We start from the raw sequence: 25,084 nt of genomic DNA on the forward strand, positions 1-25,084 counted from the left end.
CAATACTCAAGCAGCGCTGTCGAACTGCCAGTAAACTGCGGCATCGATCATCTTGGCAGCTACAGCAAGTCTTTATTTTTTCTCCGTATTTCATTTCTTCGTGGAGGTTGTATGAGTCTCAGTCCTTTCGCCGGCAAGCTGGCACCTGCGCAGTTACTGGTCGATATTCCGAGACTGGTCACGGCTTACTACACCGGCCAGCCCGATGCATCGGTGCCCACTCAACGTGTTGCGTTCGGCACTTCCGGGCACCGCGGCACATCGTTTGACCTGGGTTTCAACGAATGGCACGTGCTGGCTATCAGTCAGGCGATCTGCCTGTACCGCAAGGCCAACGGCATCGACGGCCCCTTGTTTCTGGGGGCCGATACCCACGCGCTGTCGACCCCGGCCGCGGCCACTGCGCTTGAAGTGCTGGCCGCCAATGGCGTGCAGGTGATGATTTCGCAAGGTGACGAATACACCCCGACGCCTGCGGTTTCCCACGCGATCATCTGCTACAACCGCGGTCGTACTTCCGGGCTGGCGGACGGCATCGTCATTACGCCGTCGCACAACCCGCCGCAAAGCGGTGGCTTCAAGTACAACCCGCCCAATGGCGGCCCGGCCGACAGTGATGTCACCAAGTGGATCGAGAACAAGGCCAACGAACTGCTGGCCGAGAAAGTCACTGGCGTTTCACGCATCAGCCATGAAAAAGCGCTGCGTGCCGATACCACGCACCGCCATGATTACATCAACACCTACGTGGCCGACCTGAAAAACGTGATCGACATGGACGCCATTCGCAACTCGGGCCTGCGTCTTGGTGTCGACCCGCTGGGTGGCGCCGGAGTGAATTACTGGTCGGCGATTGGCGAGCATTACGGCCTGAATCTGGATGTGGTCAATAAATTTGTCGACCCTACGTTTCGTTTCATGACCGTCGACTGGGATGGCCAGATTCGCATGGACCCGTCCTCCAGCCACGCCATGCAAAGCCTGATCGGTCTCAAGGACCGCTATCAGGTTGCATTTGCCTGCGATCCGGATCACGACCGTCATGGCATCGTGACCCCGTCTGGCGGACTGATGACGCCCAACAGCTACCTCGCCGTGTCTATCGACTATCTGTTTCAGAATCGTCCTGAGTGGCGTGCCGATGCAGCGGTCGGCAAGACCGTGGTCAGCAGCGGCATGATTGATCGTGTGGCCAAGCGCCTGGGCCGTCGCCTTTATGAAGTGCCGGTCGGCTTCAAGTATTTCGCGCAAGGCCTGTTTGAAGGCTCGCTGGGTTTTGGCGGTGAAGAAAGTGCCGGCGCCTCGTTCCTGCGCCGCGACGGTACGGTCTGGACCACCGACAAGGATGGTCTGATTCCGGCCTTGCTGGCTGCGGAAATGACCGCGCGCACCGGTCGCGATCCAAGCCAGATCTACAAGACCATGACCGAACAGCTGGGCGAGCCGTTCTCGACCCGCGTCGATGCCAAGGCCAACCCGCAACAGAAGGCACTGCTGAGCAAGCTGTCGCCGGAGCAGGTGACTTCCACTGAACTGGCGGGCGAGCCTATTCAGCAGGTGCTGAGCAACGCGCCGGGCAACGATCAGGCGTTCGGTGGTGTGAAGGTCATGACCGAAAATGGCTGGTTTGCGGCGCGCCCTTCAGGCACCGAGGACATCTACAAGATCTACGCCGAGAGCTTTGTCAGCGAAGATCACCTCAAGCGTCTGGTGGCAGAAGCTCAAGTGCTGGTAGACGGCGCCATTTCGCCGAACTGATGACCGCGCTGGTCAATGCCCGAAAAACCTCGAACCGCTTCGGTTCGGGGTTTTTCAGTTTTTGAACTGTGCTTCAGTCGCGATAGAACACCTGCACCAGGTGATAGCCGAATTTACTTTTGATTGGCCCATGCACGACGCGCAACGGCTTTTTAAAGATCACCTGATCGATGGCACCGACCATTTGCCCAGGCCTGACTTCGCCCAGATCGCCGCCACGTTTGCCGGACGGGCAGCTAGAATGCTTTTTAGCCAGCACGTCAAATGCCTCACCCTTGGCAATGCGCAGCTTGAGCTGTTCGGCCTCTTCGGCGGTCTTCACCAGAATATGGCGGGCTTGGGCTTTCATGTCGCAATATCACCTGCTGCAAAAGGCTGCCATTATGCCTGCTCTTGCTGAGCGACGCCCGCACGTCACGCGTGCCGTCCTGACGGCCGTGGTCTTTTTACTTCATTTTGTACGGTATTGATTATGGATTTTCCGGCGCTGTTGAAGATTCTGGCCAGTCAGGACGGATCGGACCTGTACCTCTCCACCGGAGCACCACCGTGCGCCAAGTTCAACGGTGTGCTCAAGCCACTGGGCAGCGAAACCTTCAAGCCGGGGGAGGTCGCAGTCATTGCCCAGGGGCTTATGGACGAGGAGCAGAAGCTCGAGTTTCAGCGCGAACTGGAGATGAACCTCGCCGTTTCTATGGCGGGCATCGGCCGGTTCCGGATCAATATCTTCATGCAGCGCAACGAGGTGTCCATCGTCGCGCGGAATATCAAGCTGGACATCCCGCGTTTCGAAGACCTGTTCCTGCCGCCCGTGCTGCTCGACGTGATCATGGAGAAGCGCGGTCTGGTGTTGTTTGTCGGGGCCACCGGTTCCGGGAAATCGACCTCTTTAGCGGCGCTGATCGACTACCGTAACCGCAACGCCAGTGGCCATATCATCACCATTGAAGACCCGGTGGAGTTCATCCATCGCCACAAGAAATCGATCGTCAATCAGCGCGAAGTCGGGGTCGATACCCGCAGCTTCCATGCGGCACTGAAGAACACCCTGCGCCAGGCGCCGGATGTGATTCTGATCGGCGAGATTCGCGATCGCGAGACCATGGAGCATGCGCTGGCGTTTGCCGACACCGGCCACCTGGCGATCTCGACACTGCACGCCAACAACGCCAACCAGGCGCTGGACCGGATCATCAATTTCTTCCCGGAAGAGCGTCGCGCGCAGTTGCTGCATGACCTGGGCAACAACCTCAAGGCATTCGTCTCCCAGCGACTGGTCAGAACCCCGGATGGCAAGCGTCGTGCGGCGGTGGAAGTGATGATGGGCACGCCGACCATTCGCGACCTGATTCAGCGCAATGAACTGACCGAACTCAAGGGCATCATGGAGAAGTCCGGCAGCCTCGGTATGCAGACGTTCGACACGGCGCTATTCAATCTGGCCGTTGAGGGTGCAATCAGCGAAGAAGAAGCCCTCAAGAACGCCGACTCGCAAAACAACGTGCGCCTGCGCCTCAAACTGCACAGTGAAGGCGGCGCCGGGACCCTGACCACACCGCCGCCGGCCCCGACCGGCAGCAGTACGGCAAGCACCGCCGAGTGGGGGCTGGTCGATGATGACGCGCCGGGTCCGCAGGCGTAAATCGGAGACGCTCCTACGCCTTCCGGGCAGAAGCTTCGCTGTGGGCCAGATCATTCAGGATGCGCGGCCGCCAGCAATTCCTGCGTGTAGGGATGTTGCGGCGCCTCGAAGACATCATGACTGGCGCCACGCTCGACGACTTTGCCGTCCTTGACCACGATCACGTCGTGGGCGAGGGCTTTGACCACTGCCAGGTCATGGCTGATGAACAGATACGTCAGGCCATGCTTTTCCTGAAGTTCGCGCAACAGCGCCACAACCTGTTTCTGCACGGTGCGGTCCAGCGCCGATGTCGGCTCATCGAGCAGAATCAGTGCGGGTTTCAGCACCAGCGCCCGGGCAATGGCGATGCGCTGACGCTGGCCACCGGAAAACTCATGGGGATAGCGGTGCCGGCTCTGCGGGTCGATGCCGACTTCTTCCAGCGCCCGAATGACCTCTGCATCGCATTTCGCCGGGTTGTACTGGCTGTGCACCTCCAGTCCTTCACTGATGATCTGCGCCACTGACATGCGCGGGCTGAGGCTGCCGTAAGGGTCCTGAAAGACCACTTGCATCTCTTTACGCCACGGGCGCATCTGTTTCTGACTGAGGCCGTCCAGCGCCTGTCCGCGAAAGCGGATGCTGCCGCGTGACTCCAGCAGACGCAGGATCGCCTGGCCCAGTGTCGACTTGCCGGAACCCGACTCACCAACGATACCGAGGGTTTTGCCGCGCTCGATGCTCAGGCTGATGTCATCCACCGCCTTGAGGTATTCCTTGTGCCGCCGCAGGATGCCGCCGGTCAGGGAAAACCAGACCTTCAGGTTGTCGACTTGCAGCACCGTTTCCCGGGTGTCGCGTGGCAGCGGCTCGCCGGCAGGTTCGGCGTCCAGCAGCAGGCGGCTGTAGGGATGCTGAGGTGATTTGAACAGCGACTTGCAATCGGACTGCTCGACGATTTCGCCGGCGCGCATTACGCAGACGCGCTGAGCGACGCTGTGCACCAGGTTCAAGTCATGGCTGATCAACAGCAGCGACATGTTCAGGCGCTGCTGCAGCTCCTTGAGCAGCAGGAGGATTTTGCGTTGCACCGTGACGTCCAGCGCCGTGGTCGGCTCGTCCGCAATCAGCAGCTCCGGCTCGCAGGCCAGTGCCATGGCAATCATCACCCTCTGGCGCTGGCCCCCGGACAGCTCGTGCGGATAGGCTTTCAGGCGTTTTTCCGGCTGTTGAATGCCTACCAGCTCCAGCAGCTCGACAATGCGTTTTTGCGCTTCACGACCACTGATGCCGCGATGCAGCAACAATGTCTCGCCGATTTGCCTGGCTACGCTGTGCAGCGGGTTCAGCGAGGTCATTGGTTCCTGGAAAATCATGGCAATCCGGTTGCCGCGCAGCTCGCGAAGGGTGCGGTCGTCGGCACCCACCAGTTGTTGACCCCGGTAGGTGATGCTGCCTGTGGTCAGGGTGCCGCTGCGGGGCAGCAATTGCAGGATCGAATGGGCGGTGACGGACTTGCCGGAACCGGATTCGCCAACCAGTGCCAGACACTCGCCACGGTGCACATCCAGGCTCAGGTTGCTGACCACTTTCTGCCCGTTGAAGGCGACGCTCAGGTCGCGGATTTCGATCAGGTTTTCCGACATGTCAGGACCTCGGGTCGAAGGCGTCACGTAGCGCCTCGCCTATGAATACCAGCAGCGTCAGGATCAACGCGAGGGCAAAGAACGCCGTCAGCCCCAGCCAGGGCGCTTGCAGGTTCTGCTTGCCCTGGGCGATCAGTTCGCCCAGCGACGCGCTGCCGGCAGGCATGCCGAAGCCCAGAAAATCCAGTGCAGTGAGGGTCGAGATGGCACCGGTAAGAATGAACGGCAGATAGCTCAACGTCGCATTCATCGCGTTGGGCAGGATGTGGCGCAGGATCACTTTTCGATCCCCCAGACCGAGCGCGCGAGCGGCCTTGACGTACTCAAGGTTGCGGCCGCGCAGAAACTCGGCGCGCACCACATCGACCAGGGTCAGCCAGGAGAACAGCGCCATGATGCCCAGCAGCCACCAGAAGTCGGGTTCGACGAAGCCTGACAGGATGATCAGCAGGTACAGCACCGGCAGGCCCGACCAGACCTCCAGCAGACGCTGGCCGAACAGGTCGACCCAGCCGCCGTAATAGCCCTGCAACGCCCCGGCGCTGATGCCGATCAACGCGCTGATAAAGGTCAGTGCCAGCGCAAACAGGATCGACACCCGGGCGCCGAAGATGACCCGCGCCATGACGTCGCGCGCCTGGTCGTCGGTGCCGAGCCAGTTTTCTGCAGAGGGCGGGCTGGGGGCCGGGGTGGTCAGATCATAGTTGGGCGTGTCGTCACTGAACGGGATGGGCGGGAACAGCATCCAGCCGTCCCCTTTGCTGATCAGCGTGCGCACGTAGTCGCTGCGGTAATCGGGCTGGAAGGGCAGCTCGCCGCCGAATTGCTGCTCGGTGTAACGCTTGAACACCGGGAAATAGAGTGAGTGCTGATAGCTGACCAACAGTGGTTTGTCATTGGCGATCAGTTCGCCACCCAGGGTCAGGGCAAACAGTCCGCAGAATAGCCACAGCGACCACCAGCCGCGGCGATTGCTGCGAAAGCGCTCCAGGCGACGGCGGGCCAGCGGCGAAAGGCTGCGCATCATGCATTCCTCGCGCTGAAGTCGATTCTGGGGTCGACCAGCGTGTAGCAGATATCGCCGATCAGCTTTATCAGCAGGCCGAACACGGTGAAGATGAACAGCGAACCGAACACCACCGGATAGTCTCGCGACACGGCGGCTTCATAGCTCATGCGGCCCAGGCCATCCAGCGAGAAGATCACCTCAATCAGCAGCGAACCGGCAAAGAACACGCTGATGAACGCCTGCGGGATGCCTGACACCACCAGCAACATGGCGTTGCGAAACACATGGCCATACAGCACCCGTCGCTCGCTCATGCCCTTGGCGCGGGCCGTGGTCACGTATTGGCGGGTGATTTCGTTGAGAAAGGAATGTTTGGTCAGCAGGGTCAGCGTGGCAAAGCCGCCAATGACCAGCGCCGAGACCGGCAGCGCCAGGTGCCAGAAATAGTCAGCGATCTTGCCGATCGTGGTCAGTTGCTCGAAATTGTCCGAGACCAGTCCGCGTACCGGAAACCAGTTCAGCGACGTGCCGCCACAGAACACCACCACCAGCAGCATGGCGAACAGAAAGGCTGGCATAGCGTAACCGATGATGATGGCGGTGCTGCTCCAGATATCGAACTGGCTGCCGTGTTTGACCGCTTTGCGAATCCCCAGCGGGATCGACACCAGGTACGTCAGCAATGTCGCCCAGAGCCCCAGCGATATCGACACCGGCATTTTCTGCAGAATGAGGTCGGTCACCGTTGCGCCGCGAAAGAAGCTGCTGCCGAAATCCAGTCGTGCGTAATTCTTCAGCATCAGCCAGAGACGTTCGTGCATTGGTTTGTCGAAACCGTATTGGCGTTCGATCTGCTTGATCAGTGCCGGGTCCAGCCCCCGCGACGCCTTGGAGTGGCCACCGGCGGACTCGCTGGCACCGGCGCCCACGGTCGCACCGCCGATCCCTTGCAGGCGAGCAATGGCCTGCTCCACAGGCCCACCCGGAGCGGCCTGCACGATGAAAAAGTTGACCAGCAGAATGCATAGCAGGGTAGGGATGATCAGCAGCAGGCGACGCAGAATATAACCCAGCATTCACTGCATCTCCGAAACGGTGGCTGATGCGCCGCGTTTTTCAGCGAATTGCTCATTGGTCAGCGGTGTCGGGCTGATTTCCCACCATGTTTCGATGGCCTCATTGTTGCTGGCCTGAATTTTCGGGATGCCGAACCGGTTCCACCAGACGGTTGAAGAGCCTGGCGGATAATAGTTGGGAATCCAGTAGTAGTTCCACTGCAGTACCCGGTCCAGGCAATGGGCGTAGTCGGTCATGGTCTGCTTGCTGTCGGCCTTGAGCAGGCCGGCAATCAGCGCATCGACGGCGGGATCTTGCAGCGCCATGTAATTACTCGAGCCAGGGTCCATCGCCACTTTGGAGCCGAAACTGCTGTACAGCTCGGCACCGGGCGATGTCGAGACCGGGTAGCCGGTGACAATCATGTCGTAATCGCGGGCCATGACGCGGTTAAGGTATTGCGCGGCATCGATGCGGCGAATGTCGAAGTGGATACCGATCTGCGCCAGGGTGCGTTTGTAGGGCAGCAGCATTCGCTCGAAGCCTGTTTGTGCATTGAGAAAGGTGAAGCTGAAGGGTTCGCCCTGGGCATTCACCAGCTCATCGCCCTTTGGCGTCCAGCCTGCTTCCTTCATGAGGGCCAGCGCTTGCAGCTGCTTGTCGCGAATGAAGCCTGTGCCATCGGTTTTGGGCGTCTCGAACACGCTGTCGAACACCTGATCGGGGACTTTGCCGCGCAATGGTTCGAGGATTTTAAGCTCAGCCGGCGTGGGCAGTTCGCTGGCGGCCAACTCCGAGTTGGAGAAGAAGCTGTTCTGGCGGATGTACATGTTGCGCATCATCTGCCGGTTGGTCCATTCGAAGTCCCAGAGCAGCGACAGCGCCTGGCGCACGCGGCGGTCCTGGAACATGGGGCGGCTCAGGTTGAAGACGAAACCCTGCGAGCTTTGCACCGCGCCTCTGGCCAACTGGGCTTTCTGCAGGCGTCCGTCGCTGAGCGCCGGGCCGTCATAGCGAATTGAATAGCCGGTGGCCGAAAACTCGCGGTTGTAATCGTAGGCGCCGCCTTTGAGTACCGTACGTGCAACATCGGTATCGCCGAAGTACTCGATGCTGAACCTGTCGAAGTTGTACAGGCCTTTGCTGACCGGCAGGTCCTTGCCCCACCAGTCCGGATCGCGCTCGAAGGTGACGGTGCGGCCCGGGTCCACATGGCTGATCCTATAGGGCCCGCTGCCCGGCGGAATCTCAAAGCCGGCACCGCTGGCAAAGTCACGGGTTTTCCACCAGTGCTCGGGGAATACCGGCAACGAAGCCAGGTCGAGGGGCAGGGTGCGGTTATCGCTCTGCTTGAAGTCGAAGCGGACCTGCAAAGGCGATTCGACCTCCACGCCCTTGACCGCTTCAAACTGGGTCCGGTATTGCAGGTTGCCCTGCGTCATCAGCAGCTCGTAGGTGTACTTCACATCACTGGCGGTAATCGGCGTGCCGTCCGCGAAACGTGCCTTGGGGTTCAGGTAAAAGCGCAGGGAGAGGCCATCCGCGCCACGCTCCATTTTCTCGGCGACAAGCCCGTAGACGGTGTAGGGCTCATCCATCGAGCGCGTGGCCAGTGGGGAGTAGAGCATGCCATTGATCTGCGAAACGCCCATGCCCTTGTCGGTGAACGGCATCAGGTGATCGAACTGGCCGATTTCAATGGCCGAGCGCCGCATGCTGCCACCTTTGGGGGCGTCCGGGTTCACGTAATCGAAGTGCTTGAAGTCGGCGGGATAGCGTGGCGCTTCGCCGTAAACGGTCAGAGCGTGTTGCGGGGCTGCGGACAGCGATTGGGCAGCGCCAACGAAGGTCAGCGTCAAGGCGAGCAACGATGAAAAAACAAAACGCATGACTCGAATCCTGACTGACGTTCGCAAGCGAATGTCAGGGTTAAAGGCGACTGGCTGTACAGCGGTGACAACAATCATGGCAGAGCTCATGCCTCTGCATCGCGCTATCTTCTACAGACAAATGGGCGCTTCGCCAAGCCACTGCGCGCATGCCGGGTCACTGTGTCGTTGAAACGGCCACATACAAAAACGGCCCATCCGAAGATGAGCCGTCTGGCACCCGGTGCGACAGGATCAGTCCTGACGGCTGGTCACTTCCAGCAGGTGATAGCCAAACTGAGTCTTTACCGGACCCTGAACGGTGTTCACCGGAGCACTGAATACGACAGTGTCGAATTCCTTGACCATCTGGCCTGGACCGAACGAACCCAGGTCACCGCCTTGACGGCTCGACGGGCAGCTGGAATTGGCCTTGGCGATTTCAGCGAAATCAGCGCCGCCTTCGATCTGCGCCTTGAGTTCGTTGCATTTTTCTTCGCTCGAAACAAGGATGTGGCGGGCAGTGGCTTTAGCCATGGGGAATAATCTCCTGTGAAAAAAAAGAAACAGCCTACCGGATTCAGTGCGGTATTTCCCGACAAAGTTCCTTCGCTCTGTTTATCTGTAACGCAGACGGTCAACCGCACGACGCAGCAGGCGTTCGGTACCTTCCCAGCCAAGGCAGCCATCGGTGACCGAAACGCCGTACTGCAGCGTTCCGCCCAATGCCTGGCAGCCGTCGAACAGGTGGCTTTCGATCATCATGCCGATCAGCGAGGTGTTGCCTGACAAGCGCTGTTCCAGTACGTCCTCGAACACACCAGGCTGACGCAGCGGGTCCTTGCCACTGTTGGCGTGGCTGCAATCGACCATGATTCGCGACGCGACATTATTCTTGCTCAGGCTCGCCTGCACGTTGGCCACACTTTGGTGATCGTAATTGGGGCCGCCGTGACCGCCGCGCAGCACGATGTGCGTATCCGGATTGCCTTGTGTCTCGATAATCGCGGGGTGGCCATGACGGTCCATGCCAAAGTGGCGATGTGGATGCGCGGCCGAACGCATCGCGTCGCTGGCCACCGTCACGCCGCCGTCAGTACCGTTCTTGAACCCGACAGCCATGGGCAGGCCGCTGGCCATTTCCCTATGGATCTGCGATTCGGTGGTCCGAGCGCCAATCGCGACCCAACTGAGCAGATCGTCGAAGTAGCCCGCCGCCATGGGTTGCAGTATCTCGGTGGCGATCGGCAGGCCCAGGCCCAGCATCTCCAGCATCAATTGCCGCGACAGCGTCAGGCCCTCGGCCATGTCGTCACTGCCATCGAGGCGCGGATCGTAAGCCAGGCCTTTCCAGCCCACGGTCGTGCGCGGTTTTTCGACGTAAGCGCGCATTACCAGCAGCATCTGATCACTGACTTGCGCGGCAAGGTCGGCCAGTCGCTCAGCGTACTCAAGGGCGGATCGAGGGTCGTGGATCGAGCAGGGGCCGACGATGACCAGCAGTCGCGAGTCTTGGCCTTCAAGTATGGCGCGTACGGCGCGGCGATGGGCGGCAACCTGTTCGGTGAGCGCTGCGCCGAGGGGCAGACGCATCTTCAATTCCAGAGTACCTGGCAGGCGTTTCGAGGCGGGGCTGTTGTCCGCCAGATTGACGGCGTGGCTGGACAGGTCGGACGGGGTTACGGCAACGGACGAGTTCATGTTCTGGCTTCCTGGGCTGGCGGGAGCTCCCGCGCAGACCTACTGGGGTGTTCGACAAAGGGCTTCTAGAACCGGGGGTATGTGCTTGCCACCTGGCAGAGACCGAACGGAGGCGGCAGGCTGTCCCGAACGGAGGTGGCTAAATCGCCAGGCAAAATCGATGTCGTTGCGGTAATAAGTGGCGTAGTTCATGTCGTGATCCTCGATGCGATGCAGGTTGATTGCTTACGGCTGTTCTTGAACAGACCGTTGAAATACGTAGTCCTGAAAAAACAAAACCCCCGGTCGGGAAGCCGACCGGGGGTTAGAGAATTCTCTGGTTGGCGTCCCCTTAATGTGGGCGCCGGATGGGTATCAGGCGCGCCAGTGGCTAAACCAATACCCATAATAAGAATCAACGGATGCGCTCACCGAGGCCGCTTGCGCAGCCACGGCGCGCGCACGGCAAGCAATGCCGGTAGCAACGTCGAGTAGCGGTGAAGTGGATTGCAGCATGGTGGGTCTCCGTAGATTGAGCGCAAGCTTACTTCAGGAAAGGAGGCACCTTCAATTGGAAAATTCAATCAGCGGGATTATCGATTTCTGCGAAGGCAGGCAGATGGAATCTCGTTAGCGACAGCGAACCGCTCAACGGTCGACGGCATGCAGTATTCGGGGCGGGCTATTTTGCCTGCAACGCTGTATACCTGAATGCAGGCAACGGCTTTGGCGTTTTGTCCGGGATGCGTTGTCGCCAGCCAACAACGGCTATTATTCACGTGCATCTTCATGCAGGGCTTCCGTGTTCGGGACCGTCCCGATCTTCATGCCCAGCAGTACAGCTACCTTATGCGCTTCACCGCGCCTTCCTTTCTTGCGTCCTGCCAGTACCTGGTAAGTGGTCGCTGGATCAATGCTGTTTTCACGAGCGAACTCCTGAACAGATTTGCCCTGTTGATCCAGCCAGGCCTTGGCTTGTGCGGCGGTGCGTATTCCGGGCATAGTTCAAAACCGTTCAAATCTATTCAATTCCGCGGGATTCTAACATTCGTTAGGATAGCTACAACAGGATCATAGGTTCAAATGAGTGGAATCGGTTGCCGGTTGAGAAAGGAAAGAGAGCGTCTGAGGATGTCTCAGCGTACATTTGGTGAGATAGGAGGGGTCGAGGCCAACGCCCAAGGGAAGTACGAAAATGGTGATCGCGCGCCGAAGGCCGATTATCTGGCTGCGGTTGCGGCCAAAGGTGTTGACGTACTTTATGTGTTAACTGGGACGCGAACGCCGGTGCCGATCGACAACCTCAGTCTCATCGAAGAAAAGATCCTCGGCAATTACCGGGTGCTGGGCAAGGAAGATCAGGACGCTATCCGGCGCCTGACAACCACTATTGCCGAGCTCTCGGGGCTATCATCGGGGGCTGCGGAACTTCCGTCGGCCAAGTGATACAAGACCGGAACGGGCGTAGCCCTGCCGGCACATCGAGTTTTTACAGCCCTGCCTGATGTGCCTGCCATCATATTGATGTGAGACGTTGCTCGCAGTGCTAGGTCTGCCTCGTTGTTTTTGTTATGGTGATTGGCATTCGTTATGACCGTTGCGCGAGGTGTCTGCTTGATTAAGGTGCTAGTTGTCGATGACCATGATCTTGTCCGGACAGGCATCACACGCATGCTGGCCGACATTGATGGTCTGCAGGTTGTCGGGCAGGCCGATTCCGGCGAGGAATCCCTGAAGAAAGCGCGCGAGCTCAAGCCTGACGTCGTATTGATGGACGTCAAAATGCCGGGTATCGGAGGGCTGGAAGCCACGCGCAAGATGCTGCGCAGCCACCCTGATATCAAGGTCGTCGCTGTCACCGTCTGTGAAGAAGACCCTTTCCCGACCCGTTTGCTGCAGGCTGGCGCTGCCGGTTACATGACCAAGGGTGCCGGGCTTGCGGAAATGGTCCAGGCCATTCGCCTGGTGTTTGCCGGTCAGCGCTACATCAGCCCGCAGATTGCCCAGCAACTGGCATTGAAGTCGTTTCAGCCGCAAGTCAACAATTCGCCGTTCGATCTGCTGTCCGAGCGCGAGATCCAGATTGCTCTGATGATCGTCGGCTGCCAGAAAGTCCAGACCATCTCGGACAAGCTGTGCCTTTCACCGAAAACCGTTAATACCTACCGATACCGTATCTTTGAAAAGCTCTCGATCAGCAGTGATGTTGAACTGGCTTTGCTCGCTGTACGTCACGGCATGGTTGATGCCAGCGCCTGAACATGACCCAGACATTTGATCCAAGTGCATTTCTCGCGACCTGCAGCGGTCGCCCCGGCGTCTACCGTATGTTCGACGCCGAAGCCACACTGCTTTACGTCGGCAAGGCCAAGAACCTCAAGAAGCGTCTTGCCAGCTACTTCCGCAAGACTGGACACGCGCCCAAGACCGGGGCGCTGGTGTCGCGTATCGCCCAGATCGAAACCACCATCACGGGCAACGAAACCGAAGCGCTGTTGCTGGAGCAGACCCTCATCAAGGAGTGGCGGCCCCCGTACAACATTCTCTTGCGTGACGATAAGTCCTACCCCTATGTGTTTCTGTCCGATAACGCCTTTCCGCGGCTGAGCATTCATCGTGGCACCAAGAAGGCCAAGGGTCGTTATTTCGGGCCTTACCCAAGTGCAGGCGCGATTCGCGAGAGCCTCAGTCTGCTGCAAAAGACTTTCCAGGTGCGGCAGTGCGAGGACAGCTACTTCAAGAACCGCACACGTCCTTGCCTGCAATATCAGATCAAGCGCTGCAAAGGGCCATGTGTCGGGCTGGTCGAGCCTGAGGTGTATGCCGAGGACGTACGTCACTCGGTGATGTTTCTCGAAGGGCGCAGCAATGCCCTGAGCGACGAGCTGAACGCCTCCATGGAAAAAGCCGCGATGGCGCTCGATTTCGAACGTGCAGCCGAGTTGCGCGATCAGGTTGCCTTGTTGCGCCGCGTCCAGGATCAGCAAAGCATGGACGGCGGTACCGGCGATGTCGACGTGGTCGCCGCATTCGTCAACCCTGGCGGTGCCTGCGTGCACCTGATCAGCGTGCGGGGCGGGCGGGTGCTGGGCAGCAAGAACTTCTTTCCGCAGGTGGGCATAGAAGAGGAGGTCGGCGAAGTGATGTCGGCATTCCTGGCACAGTATTTCCTCGGCGGCATCGACCGTGAGCTGCCCGGCGAAGTTATCGTCAATGTCATCAACGACGATTTCCCCGCGTTCGTCGACGCCGTCGAAGAGCTGCGCGGCGTCGAGATGGTCATCAGTCATCGCGTGCGCGGCACCCGGGCGCGCTGGCAGCAAATGGCGGTCACCAATGCCGAGCAGGCACTGACCGCGCGGCTGGCCAACCGTCAGCACGTTGCTTCTCGGTTCGAAGCGCTGGCCAAGGTGCTGGGTCTCGAAGACCCGCCAATGCGCCTGGAATGCTACGACATCAGCCACTCCAGCGGTGAGGCGACCGTAGCGTCCTGCGTGGTGTTCGGCCCCGAAGGCCCGATCAAGTCCGATTACCGGCGTTTCAATATCGAAGGCGTAACTGCAGGCGACGACTATGCCGCCATGCACCAGGCGTTGACCCGGCGTTACAGCCGCATCAAGGCCGGGGAGGGCAAGTTGCCTGACGTGCTGCTGGTGGACGGCGGCAAGGGGCAGATGTCCATGGCGCGCGACGTGCTCAATGAATTACAGGTTCCTGATCTCATCCTGCTCGGTGTGGCCAAGGGCACCACGCGCAAGGCAGGTTTCGAGACTTTGTATCTGAACGACTCGGCGCATGAATTCACGTTGCCCGGCGACTCTCCGGCCCTGCACCTTATTCAGCAGATTCGCGACGAGGCACACCGTTTCGCGATCACCGGCCACCGTGCCCGCCGCGGCAAGACCCGGCGTACATCGACCCTCGAGGGCGTGGCGGGTGTCGGGCCGACCCGGCGTCGTGACCTGCTCAAACATTTCGGCGGATTGCAGGAATTGTCCCGTGCCAGCATCGATGAAATAGCAAAAGCACCCGGAATCAGCAAAAAGCTGGCAGAGTCGATTTATGCAAACCTGCACAGCGAGTAGAATGCTCGTTCACCTCGTAGCCAGTTGTGCCGATGAATATCCCTAATCTGATCACCGTACTACGCGTTTTACTGATTCCGATCTTCATTTTGTTGTTCTACATGCCTTATCACTGGAGCTACATGGCGGCCAGTGCAGTCTTTGCGTTCGCTGCGGCGACCGACTGGCTCGACGGGTATCTGGCCCGCCGTCTTGAACAAAGCACGCCCTTTGGTGCCTTTCTCGATCCGGTAGCCGACAAACTGATGGTGGCCGTGGCATTGGTGCTGCTGGTTCAGGCGCATGCCAATCTATGGCTGACGCTGCCCGCCGCGGTGATCATCGGCCGTGAAATCGTAATCTCTGCACTCCGCGAATGGATGGCGGAAATCGGCGCGCGTGCGCAGGTTGCCGTTTCCAACATGGGCAAGTGGAAGACAGCGGCGCAGATGCTCGCGCTGGTCATTCTGCTCGGTAACCCGCCGGCCATCACCGTTTGGGTCATTCTTGGCTATGCGTTGCTGCTTATCGCTGCGGGGCTGACACTCTGGTCCATGGTGCAATACCTGAGAGCCGCATGGCCGCACCTCAGGACGACTGCAGAAAAAAAATAAGTTTTTGAATCAAAGGCTTGACGCCGCTATCTGAACCGCTAGAATAGCGCCCGTCATCAAGACAATGCGGGAATAGCTCAGTTGGTAGAGCACGACCTTGCCAAGGTCGGGGTCGCGAGTTCGAGTCTCGTTTCCCGCTCCAAATATTGATTCACTGAACCCTGCGGGCTTAGTGAATCAGCAAAAAAAGACGCCCAGGCGTCTTTTTTCGTTTCTGCGGTAAGCAGTCCTTGTTTACCTTTCCGTACTGGAATTCCGCTTGGCCGAAGCAGGTTTTGCGTCCGGGACCGCACAGCTGTTGCTACTGCAACGGCGGCTGCCGTCAGGGTGGGGCAGCCAGGCAAGGTAAGGGCGCGAGCGGCAAAAAAGCCGGTAGCCCAGGTTGAACACGGGCCTCATGAATCGCCACGACAGCGGCGCGACCCACGCACCCAGGCCGGCCGCTCGCCAACTCCAGAGTGTCGCGTCCAGACCCTTGACCCACGTGCCATCGTTGAATCTGGCGTGCAGTAACGACTCCATATCCTCAAGTGTGAATCCCAGAGAAGTGGCGTCAAAGGTGTCATCACGAATATCCACGAACAAAAGCCGCTCAGGCTTTGCATGGGCGCGCAGGGTTCTGACCTCTCGGGCGCAGAGCGGGCAGTCACCATCGAAGTAAAGTGTCAGCGGCCATTCAAATTTCTTGTACATCGCTAATAGTCTTGTATAGGTTTTTTACACCTTATGCTCAAAAGACCGTGCTGACAATGGGCGGTGGCCTTCATCCGGGCCTTGGGTTTCGAGTACTACCGATCCAAGGGGTGTTTAGCCCACACTTACCTGACACGCTGCCTGTCTTTCCAGGTCAATAATCTTAAAGCCATCAAAAGTATACCGGTGTGTACATTTTAGATTGACGAGCGCTTTGCAAACGTCTAAAAGTATACACCTTGGTACAGTTTTGGTGTTGCCGGTTTCGCTACGAGCGACGGCAAAGCCCAAACGGAATGAGTCATCTTTCAGTGCCAACAGATAGCGAACGATTGAATGCCGTGCAATGCGGTATCAACGTTCGCGAATAGCCCGCAACAGGCAAAAAAGAGAGCTCCTCACTAGAAACAATGCTGTTCAAGCGCGTTGCCTGCAGGCGTGCCTGATGGACGGTGAGCGTTTGAATTTCAATGACCGGATCCTGCTGGAGAATTCCGCATGCACTACGTTAAACACATGAAGTTGTCCGTGCTTTTGTTGTTGGGATTTCTGGCCGCGGGGTGTGCCAGCCACGAACCGTCCCCTTACTCGGGCATAGAGTCCTCGCTCGAAATGCGGCCTAACGAGCAGGACAGTACCGGGCGTATACCGTTTAAATACACCACCGCAGTCAACTGGAATAAATACGATCAAATCATGCTTGAGCCCGTGGTGATTTACACGGGAGTGGATGCCCAGTTTTCCGGGCTGGAGCGCAAGGACCGCATAACCCTTGCCAACGACATGACGGTCAGGTTCTCCGAGGCCTTGGGGCGACACTTTCGATTCACCGCCACGCCGGGGCGCGGTACGTTGAGGATTCGTCTGACACTCACCGGGGCCGAGACCACTGTCGCCGGGCTGTCGACGTTCTCCAGATTCGATATCGGCATGGGCTCTTATAACCTGGTTCAGGCGGCCCGAGATCGTAAGGGGACTTTTACCGGCTCCGTGAGTTATGCCGTCGAGATCTACGACGCGTCCACTTCGCAACTGCTGACGTCCTATGTCACCCGGCAGTATCCGAACGTCTATGACATCGGCTCAACCTTCGGAAGTCTGTCGGCGGCGCAGGCCGGCATTTCGAGAGGGGCGGACGAGCTGGTTGAGCTTCTGCTCTCGAAGTAGGCAATGTGGCGTGAAGCCCGGCTTGATAACCGGGCTTTTCGATCTGGAAAATTTCTCATGCAGAAAATGTTATTTTTAAATAATTAAATTTAATCTAGATCAGAAATAATAATATTAGCTTATGACCAAATAGAATTATATTTTCGAAATTGATTCCGTTATGTTTGGTTTCAACAGCCTACCCCTTACCTCGGATGGTACCAATCGTAATCAAGATTCTGTGTGTCATGCCGCCAGACTGCACGGTGTGACAGGGGCGCTGCAACGCTGACCCCGGTTCAGAATCGTTGGAAGGGAGTTCAACGTATGTTGCCTGTTCAATCCTGCCATTGCCTTTACTTCTCTCGCCCTGTCACTGACAGGCGCGTCGCCTTGCCACTGCTGCGCACCAACTGTTCGCCTCACAGCTAGTTCGTTCAGACCGCTAAGTGCCAAACCCGGCCGCAGGCTTTCCTGCATGTCGTTGATCACTTTTAAAACCGTGCATGCCGCGCCGTCCTCAAAACAGCGGGAATGTCCGATTTCGCGATTTGGATGTGTGGCTGCTATGACAGCCATGTCTGGAGTGGGTATGAAACAAGCCTTACAACGTGCCCGGGTATCGACTGCTGCAATGGGCTACTGCCCATTGGCGTTGGCGATAGGGGGCGTGTTGCTGTCAGGGACCATAAGAGCCCAGGAAAACAACACCGACGACCCGCGTACCTTGTCCACTGTGGTGGTCACCGGTAATCGCGGTGCCGAGCAACGCACGGTCACCAGCAGCCCGGTACCGATCGATGTGGTCAGCGCCAGACAACTACAGAGCACCGGCAAACCCGGACTGATGGAAGCCCTGAGTGCAGTAATTCCATCGCTGACCCTGCCGGAAAAAACCGGCTGGGATGCCAGCGGCATTGCCCGTGCGCCCAACTTGCGTGGCTTGAGCGCCGCCGAAGTGCTGGTGCTGGTCAATGGCAAGCGTCGTCACACCAGCGCCACCCTGAACATCAACGGTATTAACACCGGGGCTGCCCCTGCGGACCTGGACCTGATCCCCATCAGCGCCATCGACCATGTTGAAGTCCTGCGCGATGGCGCAGCGGCCCAATACGGTTCCGATGCGATTGCAGGGGTCATTAACGTCATTCTCAAGGCTGACACCAGCGGTACCTCGGTGAGCAACGCCGGGCTCGGCTATGACGGCAAGAAGCAGACTGTGCAGCAAAGCCTCAACAAGGGTTTCGAGATTGGCGACGGGGGCATTGTGCAACTGGCGCTGGACGCCCGCAGCCAGAATGATGACAACAAGGCCAGCGCCAATGGTTACAGTTACGAGCAGGCCTATGACCTGGCGGGCAAGTCCACGTATGGCGGCTACGGCACGCCAAAGACCAACCTGCTGACTCTGGGTTACAACGCCGAACTGCCCATCAATGACAGCCTGAGCCTGTATTCCTTCACCACGTATTCACGTCGTAAAGCCGAGCAGGGGCAAAATTTTCGCCTGCCGACCATCACCAATACCATTACCACCGGGCCTAACGGATACCCGGCGGGATACACACCGACCTGGTACATCGATGAAGATGATTTCCAGGCCGCATTTGGCGGCAAAGGCACCGTCGGCGAATGGGATTGGGATCTTTCCAGCACCTACGGACGCAACGAAGCCGAGCAGGGCACCACGCACAATCAGAACCCGTCCCTGGGTGAAGACACGCCCAATCGCTTTACTTCCGGTACGTGGATCTCCACCGAACTGACCACCAATCTGGACTTCAAGCGCGGCTTCGACATCGGCCTGCAAAAGCCCCTGGATTTGTCCTATGGCCTCGAGCATCGGCGTGAGACGTATGAGGTGCAGGCCGGTGACTATGAATCCTATGCCAATGGCGGCTACTGCATTACGCCGGGCAACTGCGCGTCTTCCGGAGCGCAAGTCACCAACGGTATTTCCCCTGACGAAGAAAGCAGCGCGTCGCGTAACAGTGTCGCCAGTTATGTCGACGTGGGCTTCAACCCTGTACCGGACTGGTACGTTGGCAGCGCATTTCGCTACGAGCATTACAATCAGGGCGTGGGTGCGACCCGCAGCGGCAAACTGACCACGCGTTACGATTTCACTCCCCAATTCGCTATACGCGCCACCGTCAGCAATGGTTTCCGTGCGCCGTCTCTGGCCAACAGCCTGTTCAGTGCGCGCTCGACCACGTATGGCGTGGTGGACGGGGTCTATCAGTCCATCAACTACGGCGTGTTGCCAACGGGGTCCGGGGCTGCGAAAGCGCTGGGTGCCGAGGACCTTAAACCGGAGCGCTCGACCAACTTCAGCCTCGGTTTCACGCTCACACCGACCGACCGCCTCACGCTGACCGCCGACGCCTACGTGATCAATTTGCGTGACCGCATCACCCTGACCGGCACCTTGCTGGGCAATGAGGTCACGCAGGTGCTGCTCAACAATGGCATCGACTCGACGTCGGGTGGCCAGTACTTCATCAACGGTGCCGACACCCGTACCAAGGGGCTGGACCTGGTCAGCAATTACAGTCAGGACCTGGGGCAGTACGGATCACTTAAGTGGACGGCGGCGTTCAACTGGAACCAGACAAAGATCCTTGGCTACAAGGAGTCCACCTCGATTCTCGGTACGTCCTATGAACTGATGGACCGCGAAGCGCGCAATCTGATCACCGGTGTGCAGCCGCGCACCAAGCTGATTCTGGGCGGTGACTGGAGTATCGAGCGCTTCAACCTGAATCTGGCGCTGACCCGCTACGGCGCTTACAAGGAGGTCAATTCCTCAGCCAATCGTGATCTGGACCGGGTGTACGGCGCCAAGTGGATCACCGATCTGGACCTTGGCTACAACCTCAGCAAAAACCTCAATGTCGCCATCGGAGCCAAGAACCTGTTCGACGTCTATCCCAAAAAGCAGGGGATTCCCAGCAGCACCATGGTCAGCAGCTACGGCACCTATTCGCCCTACGGTTTCACTGGCGGCTACTACTACACCCGGCTGACTTACGCCTTTTAAGGCCAGCACCTGACAACCCAATATTGCGTGCGAGGAACCACCATGCCCATTGTCGCCAAACCCTATGACTTCATTGATGAGCCCAGTCATTATCCGCTTCCTCAGAGCCGCGTAGCACCCCCGCCGATAAAGGCGTTGCAGGTCGTTCCCGCCCGGCATCCCGGTCGCTGGTTCGGGTCGATATTCGCAGCGCTGGTGCTGCTGGCCATTGTGCACTCGCTGGCGACCAACCCACGTTGGGAGTGGGGCGTCTTCGGCCAGTGGTTCTTCTCGCCATCGGTGCTGCGCGGCCTTGCGCAGACGCTTCTGTTGACGTTGCTCAGCACGCTGTTCAGCATCATTCTCGGCACGGCGCTGGCGTTGGCGCGCCTGTCGGGCTCGCCGCTGCTGGCGGCACTGGCCTGGGGCTACATCTGGTTTTTCCGCTCGATGCCTGCGCTGCTGGTGTTGATCATCCTCTACAACTTCGCCTACCTGTACGACCACATTGTGCTGGGGGTGCCGTTCACCCAACTGGTCTTCGCCGAGTGGTCGACGGTGGACGTGCTCAGCCAGTTTACCGTTGCGGTACTGGGCTTGAGTCTGATGCAGTCGGCCTATACAGCAGAAATCATTCGCGGTGGGCTGATCGGTGTCGATGCCGGTCAGCATGAAGCTGCTGCGGCACTTGGCCTGCCTGTGTCGCGGCGGATTTTCCGGATCATTCTGCCCCAGGCGTTGCGCTCGATTCTGCCTTCAGGCTTCAACGAGATCATCGGACTGGTCAAGGGAACATCCATTGTTTACGTGCTGGCCTTGCCAGAGCTGTTCTACACCGTGCAGGTCATCTACAACCGTACCCAGGCAGTGATTCCGCTGCTGATCGTGGCCACCGTCTGGTACCTGATTATCACTACGGTGCTGACCAGCGCCCAGTATTACGTCGAACGCCATTTTGCCCGAGGCTCGGCACGTGTACTGCCGCCGACACCCTTGCAGCGCCTGCGCGGTTGGCTCAAGGGCAGCGTGTCCGGGGAGAAGCACCATGGGTGAGGCCTCCACGCCAGTGCGCGCAGGGCGCATTCAGATCCAGGGCGTGGGCAAGCGCTTTGGCAGCCAGCAGGTGCTAAAGGACATCGACCTGAGCATCGAACCGGGAAAGGTCACGGTGATACTCGGTCCTTCCGGTTCCGGCAAGTCCACGCTGCTGCGCACCATCAACCACCTGGAAAAGATCGACAGCGGGTACATCACCATCGACGGTGATTACGTTGGTTATCGTCGCAAGGGCGACCTGCTCTATGAACTCAAGGAGCGCGAGATCCTCAAGCGGCGGATCGACGTCGGCTTCGTGTTCCAGAATTTCAATCTGTTCGCACACCTCACTGCCTGGGAAAACATCGCCGAAGCGCCTCTGGCCCACAAACGCTGGAGCAAGTCCGAGGCCCGGTTCAGGGCAAATGAACTGCTGGCCAGGGTAGGTCTGGCAGACAAGACAGATGCTTACCCGCGCCAGCTTTCCGGTGGTCAGCAACAGCGTGTCGCCATCGCCCGTGCGCTTGCGCTGGACCCCAAGGTCCTGCTGTTCGATGAGCCCACCTCAGCCCTTGATCCTGAACTGGTCGGCGAGGTGCTGGACGTCATCAAGGGCCTGACGCAACTGGGCGTCACGCTGGTGGTGGTCACTCATGAAATCGGCTTTGCCCGTGAGGTGGCAGACCATGTCGTGTTTCTCTGCGAGGGCCGACTGATCGAGCAAGGGCCTCCGGAGCAGGTGTTCCGCCAACCTCGACATCCTCGCACGGCTGCCTTTCTCGGCAAGGTGCTATGACTTTCCCGCTATCAAGGAGTGACCACTGATGTTCATCAATAGCGCCCGTGTGGCCTTGCTGACGCTAGCCGTCAGCGTCGCCCACAATACGTTGGCGTCGACCGCGCAACCGGTCGATCTGAGTCCCGACCGGCCACGCATTCATGTGCCGCGTAACGAGGCGGCCATCGCACAGATCCCGGCGGGCTTCAAGTTCGCCCAGCCTGGCAAGTTCACCGTGGCCGTCTCCGGTGTTGCGGGGCCGCCGTTGGCGCTGCTGGCCAATGATGACAAGACCACTATTGGCAGCGAGGCCGATACCGCGCAACTGGTAGCGGACAGCCTGGGCCTGCAATTGAACGTGGTGCAAACCAGTTGGGAGGACTGGCCATTGGGCGTCAGTTCGGGGAAATACGACGCGGTGATCAGCAATGTCACGGTCACGGAAGCACGCAAGAAACGCTTCGATTTCGCCACTTACCGTCAGGACGTACTGGGCTTCTACGTAAAAGCCAACAGCAAAATCAGCGAGATAAAACAGGCGTCGGACATTGCCGGGTTGAAAATCATCGTCGGCTCCGGCACCAATCAGGAAAAGGTTCTGCTGGCGTGGAACGAAGCAAACGAAAAGGCCGGTATCAAGCCTGCGCTGTTGCAGTACTTCGATGATCAGGCGGCCGCACAGCTTGCCATTCAGTCGGGTCGCAGTGATGCGCTGTTCGGGCCCAATTCGATATATGCCTATTCGGCCGCGATTACTGGCGGCATCAAGCGGGTAGGCACGGTCAACGGCGGTTGGCCGCTGCAGGCGGATATCGCCGTGACCACGCGCAAGGACAACGGCCTGGTCAAGCCGATTCACACCGCCCTGGAAGGGGCGATTGCCGGCGGCCAGTACGAGCAGGTACTCAAACGTTGGGGGCTGGACGTGGAACGCGTCGACAAGTCGCTGATCAATCCGCCCGGCTTGCCGGACTGAAGCGTTGAAGGGAGCAAACGATATGGGACTGACACGACGTGAAGCGCTTTCCAGTATCGCTGCCGTGGGCGGCGAGACCGCCGTCAAGGATGCGCTTGCGGTACTGGGGCTGGGACCTTCATCGCATCGACGGCCACAGCCTCTGAAACTCGGCGACGGTCTGGGGCAGGGCACTCGCGTGCTGGTGCTGGGGGCAGGCATTGCCGGGCTGGTCACGGCACTGGAGCTGAAGCGCGCAGGTTTTGCCGTGCAAGTGCTGGAAGCCCGTGATCGAGTGGGTGGCCGTAACTGGACGCTGCGCAACGGCGATCGGGTGGATTACAAAGACGGCCGCTCACAGACCGCAAGCTTAGATTCAGGCGTGTATTTCAATGCCGGTCCGGCGCGCATTCCCAGCCAGCATCGGACGCTGCTCGACTACTGCAGTGAACTGGGTGTGCCGCTTGAAGTACTGGTCAACAGCAGCCATGGAGCACAGGTACGCCCGGACCTGCAACGCCCCGCGTTCACTGTCGGCCAGGCGATCAATGACGCCCGCGGCCATCTTTCCGGTTTGCTGGCCAAGGCGGTGCAGCGCGACGCGCTGGACGATGTGTTGAGCGGCGAAGAGCGTCAGCGGCTGCTGGCGTTCTTGCAGGTATATGGCGACCTTTCGCAGGAGCTGGCTTACGAGGGCAGCCTGCGCTCCGGGTATCAAACGTCGCTTTCTCATCCGGGAGCCTTGCCGAGCAGTGCGCAACCGGTGGCGCTGGATCGCTTGCTGCACCCCGAATTATGGGGCGCGCTGCTGCACACCGAGTTTCCCGAGTTTTCCGCGACCATGTTTCAACCGGTCGGTGGCATGGACCGGATCACCGACGCCTTTTACCAGCGCCTCACCGACCAGGTGCAATTGGGCGCGCAGGTACGGCAGATTCGTCAACTGGAAGACGGCGTGGCAGTTACCTATCACGACAAATACAGCGGTCGCGAGCATGTGGTGCGCGCCGACTATCTGGTGTCAACCCTGCCACTGCCCTTGCTGGCCAGACTGGACACCGATTTCAGTGACCCGGTCAAGGCGGCCTTGCTCAGCACCCGCAACGATCAGGCGACCAAGGTGGCCTGGCAATCTCCGCGTTTTTGGGAAACCGACTACCGCATCTACGGCGGGTTGTCCTGGATCGACCATCCGGCGCGTCTGTTGTGGTATCCCAGCAACGACTTGAACACCCGACAAGGCCTGCTTGTGGCGGGTTATGTCACAGGGGAGGGGGCCGATGCGTTCGGTGCGAAACCCTTCGACACACAATACGCCACTTCCAGAGAAGCGGTAGAGCTGCTGCACCCGGGGTATTCGCGGCAGCTGCGCAACCCGCTGGCCGTGTCCTGGGAGCAGATCCCTTACAGCGAAGGGCCTTGGTTGCAACGCGAACATTTCCCTGCCGCTGCCAGTGCGTTGCTGGACGAGCCCCACGGTCGTGTGTACTTCGCCGGTGACGGGCTGGTGCAAAGCGGAGTTGGCATCTGGCAGGAGTCAGCGGCCAACTCGGCGCGACATGTGGTGGCGCAACTGGCCGAGCGAGTGACGCAAGCGCGGCAGATTTCGACCCTTGCCGCGTCATGACGTGCAACTGCACGAGCCCCGCGTTTTACGTAACCCTTATTCCTGAATATCCATTGAAGGAGAGACACCATGAGCGACAGCATTCAACGCACCAGCGTCGGCGATTTTCCGATCTCGCAAACCGTGACAGTGCCAGCCTCGACCAGCCTGGTATTCGTCAGCGGCACCTTGCCTGACCTCGCCGACCCGCATGCTCCGGCGGGTACGCCGGCAGCCTATGGCAACACCGAAGTACAGACCGTTTCGGTATTCAACAAACTGCGCAGAATCCTTCAGCAACAGGACCTAGATCTGGGCGATATCGTACAGTTGCGGGTATTTCTGGTCGGTGCCGAGGAAACCGCCGGCAAGCTGGATTTTGCCGGGTTGCAGGCTGGTTACACGCAATTTTTCGGCACGCCGGAACAACCTCTCAAACCCGCGCGCACGGCGTTGCAGGTGGTAGCGCTGCCATTGCCCGGCGCGTTGATCGAGGTCGAAGCGATAGCGGCCAGACCGGCTTGATCGCGCGC

At 59.1% G+C, this 25,084-nt stretch carries 22 protein-coding genes and 1 tRNA gene; 14 read left to right on the forward strand and 9 right to left on the reverse strand.

The genetic code is table 11. The features are described 5' to 3' along the window. Nucleotides 1-111 precede the first annotated feature (111 nt). Entirely contained in the window at nucleotides 112-1,758 is a 1,647-nt protein-coding gene (gene pgm, locus JOE34_RS17430; protein WP_024960802.1) for a phosphoglucomutase (alpha-D-glucose-1,6-bisphosphate-dependent), read from the forward strand. Nucleotides 1,759-1,831: 73 nt separating this feature from the next. On the opposite strand, the gene JOE34_RS17435 is transcribed toward pgm, so the two are convergent. Further along, the gene (locus tag JOE34_RS17435; RefSeq protein ID WP_002553334.1) at nucleotides 1,832-2,107 is read right to left on the reverse strand and encodes a peptidylprolyl isomerase; all 276 of its coding nucleotides are present in this window, start codon (nucleotides 2,105-2,107) and stop codon (nucleotides 1,832-1,834) included. Nucleotides 2,108-2,230: 123 nt separating this feature from the next. Here JOE34_RS17435 and JOE34_RS17440 point away from each other — a divergent pair, with 123 nt between their 5' ends. Continuing rightward, on the forward strand, nucleotides 2,231-3,400 hold the full coding sequence (locus JOE34_RS17440; RefSeq protein WP_010408289.1) for a PilT/PilU family type 4a pilus ATPase: 1,170 nt from the start codon (nucleotides 2,231-2,233) through the stop codon (nucleotides 3,398-3,400). Between the two features lie 50 nt (nucleotides 3,401-3,450). On the opposite strand, the gene JOE34_RS17445 is transcribed toward JOE34_RS17440, so the two are convergent. The 7 genes from JOE34_RS17445 to JOE34_RS17475 all read right to left on the reverse strand — a co-directional run bounded on the left by JOE34_RS17445 (nucleotide 3,451) and on the right by JOE34_RS17475 (nucleotide 11,643). Beyond that, entirely contained in the window at nucleotides 3,451-5,028 is a 1,578-nt protein-coding gene (locus JOE34_RS17445) for an ABC transporter ATP-binding protein (RefSeq protein WP_046235233.1), read from the reverse strand. A gap of 1 nt (nucleotide 5,029) precedes the next feature. Next, nucleotides 5,030-6,052 carry an ABC transporter permease gene (locus JOE34_RS17450; protein WP_003318547.1) on the reverse strand — a complete coding sequence of 341 codons (1,023 nt, stop codon included), beginning with the start codon at nucleotides 6,050-6,052 and terminating at the stop codon, nucleotides 5,030-5,032. Beyond that, nucleotides 6,052-7,113: a microcin C ABC transporter permease YejB gene (locus JOE34_RS17455; protein WP_010408276.1), complete on the reverse strand. Its 1,062-nt coding sequence runs from the start codon at nucleotides 7,111-7,113 to the stop codon at nucleotides 6,052-6,054. The genes JOE34_RS17450 and JOE34_RS17455 overlap by 1 nt, the downstream gene beginning before the upstream one ends. Further along, nucleotides 7,114-8,982 (reverse strand): extracellular solute-binding protein, encoded by a 1,869-nt coding sequence (locus tag JOE34_RS17460; RefSeq protein WP_003393956.1) that lies wholly within the window; start codon nucleotides 8,980-8,982, stop codon nucleotides 7,114-7,116. Nucleotides 8,983-9,216: 234 nt separating this feature from the next. After that, nucleotides 9,217-9,498 (reverse strand): peptidylprolyl isomerase, encoded by a 282-nt coding sequence (locus JOE34_RS17465; protein WP_002553340.1) that lies wholly within the window; start codon nucleotides 9,496-9,498, stop codon nucleotides 9,217-9,219. 81 nt (nucleotides 9,499-9,579) lie between these two features. After that, on the reverse strand, nucleotides 9,580-10,662 hold the full coding sequence (locus JOE34_RS17470; protein ID WP_003318550.1) for a 3-deoxy-7-phosphoheptulonate synthase: 1,083 nt from the start codon (nucleotides 10,660-10,662) through the stop codon (nucleotides 9,580-9,582). Nucleotides 10,663-11,412: 750 nt separating this feature from the next. Beyond that, complete coding sequence (locus JOE34_RS17475; RefSeq protein WP_003318551.1) at nucleotides 11,413-11,643, reverse strand: DNA-binding protein; 231 nt, start codon at nucleotides 11,641-11,643, stop codon at nucleotides 11,413-11,415. A gap of 129 nt (nucleotides 11,644-11,772) precedes the next feature. Between JOE34_RS17475 and JOE34_RS17480 the strand changes: the two genes are divergently transcribed. The 5 genes from JOE34_RS17480 (at nucleotide 11,773) to JOE34_RS17500 (ending at nucleotide 15,461) form a co-directional block, all read left to right on the forward strand. Next, nucleotides 11,773-12,087, forward strand: coding sequence for a transcriptional regulator (locus JOE34_RS17480; RefSeq protein ID WP_026175340.1), 315 nt, complete (start codon nucleotides 11,773-11,775; stop codon nucleotides 12,085-12,087). Nucleotides 12,088-12,255: 168 nt separating this feature from the next. Then, a complete protein-coding gene (gene uvrY / locus JOE34_RS17485; protein ID WP_002553344.1) occupies nucleotides 12,256-12,900 on the forward strand; it encodes a UvrY/SirA/GacA family response regulator transcription factor in 645 nt (214 codons plus the stop codon). Between the two features lie 2 nt (nucleotides 12,901-12,902). Next, entirely contained in the window at nucleotides 12,903-14,726 is a 1,824-nt protein-coding gene (gene uvrC / locus JOE34_RS17490; RefSeq protein WP_003393963.1) for an excinuclease ABC subunit UvrC, read from the forward strand. A gap of 32 nt (nucleotides 14,727-14,758) precedes the next feature. Next, on the forward strand, nucleotides 14,759-15,319 hold the full coding sequence (gene pgsA / locus JOE34_RS17495) for a CDP-diacylglycerol--glycerol-3-phosphate 3-phosphatidyltransferase (protein WP_003410850.1): 561 nt from the start codon (nucleotides 14,759-14,761) through the stop codon (nucleotides 15,317-15,319). Between the two features lie 66 nt (nucleotides 15,320-15,385). Then, nucleotides 15,386-15,461, forward strand: a tRNA-Gly gene (locus tag JOE34_RS17500). A 92-nt stretch (nucleotides 15,462-15,553) separates the two neighbouring features. Here the strand turns inward: JOE34_RS17500 and JOE34_RS17505 are convergent. Further along, nucleotides 15,554-16,012, reverse strand: a complete 459-nt coding sequence (locus JOE34_RS17505) for a DUF393 domain-containing protein (RefSeq protein ID WP_003393966.1) — start codon at nucleotides 16,010-16,012, stop codon at nucleotides 15,554-15,556. 498 nt (nucleotides 16,013-16,510) lie between these two features. Between JOE34_RS17505 and JOE34_RS17510 the strand changes: the two genes are divergently transcribed. The 7 genes from JOE34_RS17510 (at nucleotide 16,511) to JOE34_RS17540 (ending at nucleotide 25,076) form a co-directional block, all read left to right on the forward strand. Further along, on the forward strand, nucleotides 16,511-17,179 hold the full coding sequence (locus JOE34_RS17510) for a DUF3313 domain-containing protein (protein ID WP_209996253.1): 669 nt from the start codon (nucleotides 16,511-16,513) through the stop codon (nucleotides 17,177-17,179). 571 nt (nucleotides 17,180-17,750) lie between these two features. Beyond that, nucleotides 17,751-20,198, forward strand: a complete 2,448-nt coding sequence (locus tag JOE34_RS17515) for a TonB-dependent receptor (protein ID WP_046265942.1) — start codon at nucleotides 17,751-17,753, stop codon at nucleotides 20,196-20,198. A 42-nt stretch (nucleotides 20,199-20,240) separates the two neighbouring features. After that, nucleotides 20,241-21,230: an amino acid ABC transporter permease gene (locus JOE34_RS17520; RefSeq protein ID WP_003393975.1), complete on the forward strand. Its 990-nt coding sequence runs from the start codon at nucleotides 20,241-20,243 to the stop codon at nucleotides 21,228-21,230. Then, nucleotides 21,223-22,008 (forward strand): amino acid ABC transporter ATP-binding protein, encoded by a 786-nt coding sequence (locus tag JOE34_RS17525; RefSeq protein WP_003393978.1) that lies wholly within the window; start codon nucleotides 21,223-21,225, stop codon nucleotides 22,006-22,008. Before JOE34_RS17520 ends, JOE34_RS17525 begins: the two co-directional genes overlap by 8 nt. A gap of 28 nt (nucleotides 22,009-22,036) precedes the next feature. After that, on the forward strand, nucleotides 22,037-22,966 hold the full coding sequence (locus JOE34_RS17530; RefSeq protein ID WP_010405221.1) for an ABC transporter substrate-binding protein: 930 nt from the start codon (nucleotides 22,037-22,039) through the stop codon (nucleotides 22,964-22,966). Nucleotides 22,967-22,988: 22 nt separating this feature from the next. Next, entirely contained in the window at nucleotides 22,989-24,572 is a 1,584-nt protein-coding gene (locus JOE34_RS17535; RefSeq protein WP_161420986.1) for an FAD-dependent oxidoreductase, read from the forward strand. 69 nt (nucleotides 24,573-24,641) lie between these two features. Beyond that, nucleotides 24,642-25,076, forward strand: a complete 435-nt coding sequence (locus JOE34_RS17540; protein WP_003318564.1) for a RidA family protein — start codon at nucleotides 24,642-24,644, stop codon at nucleotides 25,074-25,076. Nucleotides 25,077-25,084: the final 8 nt, after the last annotated feature.

This window comes from Pseudomonas sp. PvP028 (assembly GCF_017832255.1).
Taxonomy (GTDB): domain Bacteria; phylum Pseudomonadota; class Gammaproteobacteria; order Pseudomonadales; family Pseudomonadaceae; genus Aquipseudomonas; species Aquipseudomonas syringae.